This window comes from Flavobacterium sp. (assembly GCF_043773265.1).
In the GTDB taxonomy this organism is placed as follows: domain Bacteria; phylum Bacteroidota; class Bacteroidia; order Flavobacteriales; family Flavobacteriaceae; genus Flavobacterium.
In genome coordinates this window covers 1-2,529 of the sequence record NZ_JAYVFH010000187.1, presented here as the reverse complement: position 1 = coordinate 2,529, position 2,529 = coordinate 1, and the positions used below count along the sequence as shown (strand labels likewise).

3 protein-coding genes are annotated in these 2,529 nt (G+C 28.9%); 2 read left to right on the top strand and 1 reads right to left on the bottom strand.

Going from position 1 to position 2,529, the window contains the following annotated elements; all coding sequences use genetic code 11:
• Both ACH2BO_RS09975 and ACH2BO_RS09970 read left to right on the top strand, forming a co-directional pair.
• Positions 1-639: TatD family hydrolase (locus ACH2BO_RS09975; protein ID WP_395044597.1), on the top strand; the 639-nt coding region annotated here is incomplete at its 5' end.
• 66 nt (positions 640-705) lie between these two features.
• Positions 706-1,833, top strand: a complete 1,128-nt coding sequence (locus ACH2BO_RS09970; RefSeq protein ID WP_395044596.1) for a 1-acyl-sn-glycerol-3-phosphate acyltransferase — start codon at positions 706-708, stop codon at positions 1,831-1,833.
• Positions 1,834-1,836: 3 nt separating this feature from the next.
• On the opposite strand, the gene ACH2BO_RS09965 is transcribed toward ACH2BO_RS09970, so the two are convergent.
• The gene (locus ACH2BO_RS09965) at positions 1,837-2,436 is read right to left on the bottom strand and encodes a Uma2 family endonuclease (RefSeq protein WP_395044595.1); all 600 of its coding nucleotides are present in this window, start codon (positions 2,434-2,436) and stop codon (positions 1,837-1,839) included.
• Positions 2,437-2,529 lie beyond the last annotated feature (93 nt).

Here is a 2,529-nt window from a genome sequence, read left to right as displayed (position 1 = left end):
GTTTTCCTTATGATGGGATTGCATCCGTGTTATGTGAAGCCTAATACTTTTGAGACAGAGTTGCAACATGTAGAAAAAGAATTTTCAAAGCGGAACCCGAGGCTTGCCGAACAGTATGGAGCGCAGCGAAATAAATTCTACGCAGTCGGCGAAATCGGAATTGATTTGTATTGGGACAAAACCACTTTAGACATTCAAAAAACAGCTTTTAAACGTCAAATACAATTAGCAAAAAAACATAAACTAGCAATAAACATTCATTGTCGTGATGCTTTTGATGAAGTTTTTGAAGTTCTAGAATCTGAAAGAAGTGACAAATTATTTGGAATATTTCATTGTTTTTCTGGAAATTTACAGCAAGCACAACAAGCCATTTCTTTAAATATGAAATTGGGTATTGGTGGCGTTGCAACTTTTAAACACGGAAAAATAGATCAATTTTTAAATCAAATAGACATAAAAAATATTGTTCTTGAAACAGATTCGCCATACTTAGCGCCAGTTCCATATAGAGGAAAAAGAAACGAAAGTAGTTACACACTTTTAGTAGCACAAAAATTATCTGAGATTTATAATCTGTCTGTAGAGGAAATTGCTAAAATTACAACTGAAAATTCTAAAATTGTTTTTGGTATTTAACAATTCAGTATTGATTAAAATGCTAAATTTTTTGTTTATTTGTTGCAACAAAAATTATTTTTTTAGATGCAAAAATTTGATGCCATTCGTCCTTATTATGATGCCGAAATAAATGAAGCCATTCATAATGTGGTGCAACATCCAATGATGAAGGCATTAATGAACTTTACTTTTCCAGAAATTGATGATGCCATTTGGAAAGAACAATTAAAAAAAACACATTCTATTCGAGATTTTCAACGTAATTTCATTTATCAATCAGTACAAAAAGTTTTAGAGAAAAGTTCAGAAGGATTAACCACTTCTGGTTTTGAAAAATTAGATAAAAACACATCTTATCTTTTTATTTCCAATCATAGAGACATAATTTTAGATACATCATTATTAAACGCATGCTTGTTTGATAACGGTTTAGTAATGACTGCATCAGCAATTGGAGATAATTTAGTAAAGAAATCATTCCTTTTATCATTGTCTAAATTAAATAGAAATTTTCTTGTACAACGTGGTTTATCGCCAAGAGAAATGCTAATGAGTTCCAAACTTATGGCAGAATATATTTCACAATTATTATTAAGAGAAAATCGTTCTGTGTGGATAGCACAAAGAGAAGGAAGAACAAAAGATGGCAACGACGCAACAAATCCAGGAGTATTAAAAATGCTGGCAATGGGTTGCGAAGACAAGAATTTAATGAATTATTTTAAGAAAGTTAAAATAGTTCCAGTTTCAATTTCTTATGAATATGATCCAACAGATGCTTTAAAAATGCCACAACTTATGGCAGAAGCTAATGATGAAATTTACATTAAAGAAAAAAATGAAGATTTTATGACGTTGTTAAGTGGAATTATTGGTCAGAAAAAACACATTCACATTCACGTAGGCGAAGTTTTAAACTCAGAATTAGATGAAATTGCAACTGAATATGATAATTCTAACAAGCAAATTCAAGCATTGGCACAAGTTATTGACGATTCCATTTTAAAATCGTATAAATTGTGGCCAACCAATTTTATAGCTTTTGATATACTTTATAAAACCAATAAATATGCTCATTTATATACAGAAGATGAAAAATCATTATTTGAAAGAAGGTTAGAATTAAAAATTGACGCTACTAATGAAATGATGGTAGAAAGTTTTTTAAATATGTATGCCAATCCTGTAGTAAATAAATCTAAGTACGATTAATTTTTATACTTCAAATGCTTTTTTTACAGCAAATTTTAATTTAGGAAACGTTGGACTTTGCAATTTACTATCTTCTATAAAAGGTTTTAATCCAATATAAATGTCATCTTTTAAAACATAAATTAAAATTGTTTTATCAGTAGGATTTACAATCCAATATTCTAAAACTTTATTTTCTTGATATAAATCAAATTTTATATCCATTTCTTTTTTAGAATTTCCAGGAGATAGAATTTCGATAATTAAATCTGGCGCACCCAAACATCCTTTTTCATCAATTTTAGAACGATCACAAATAACACACAAATCTGGTTGAATAACTGTAATAATCTTATTGTTATCAGTACTTTCTTTAAAATTTATTAATCTAACATCGAAAGGTGCGATGTACATTTTACAATTAGTTTTATAAAAAAATCTATCCAAACTTCTAGTTAAGTTCATAGAAATATCTTGATGAAAAGAATTAGGAGCAGGACTCATTTTAAAAATTTTACCTTTTATCAGTTCTAATCTTTCCGAAAATTGCCACAATAAATAATCGGCGTAAGTATAACTTCCGTTTAAATCTAAATCGTCGATGTTGGTTATTATTTGGCTCATAATTTAGCTTTATTTTACAAAGTTATAAAAAAAAACATAATTCTGATTGTACTGTAATGGTTTTTGCGTGAGCGATTGCAGTGTAGCTCTTTA

Excerpts from the sequence above, each read along its gene's own strand:
- ACH2BO_RS09970 (WP_395044596.1), top strand. The coding sequence starts at position 706 with ATGCAAAAATTTGATGCCATTCGTCCTTATTATGATGCCGAAATAAAT.
- ACH2BO_RS09965 (WP_395044595.1), bottom strand. The coding sequence starts at position 2,436 with ATGAGCCAAATAATAACCAACATCGACGATTTAGATTTAAACGGAAGT.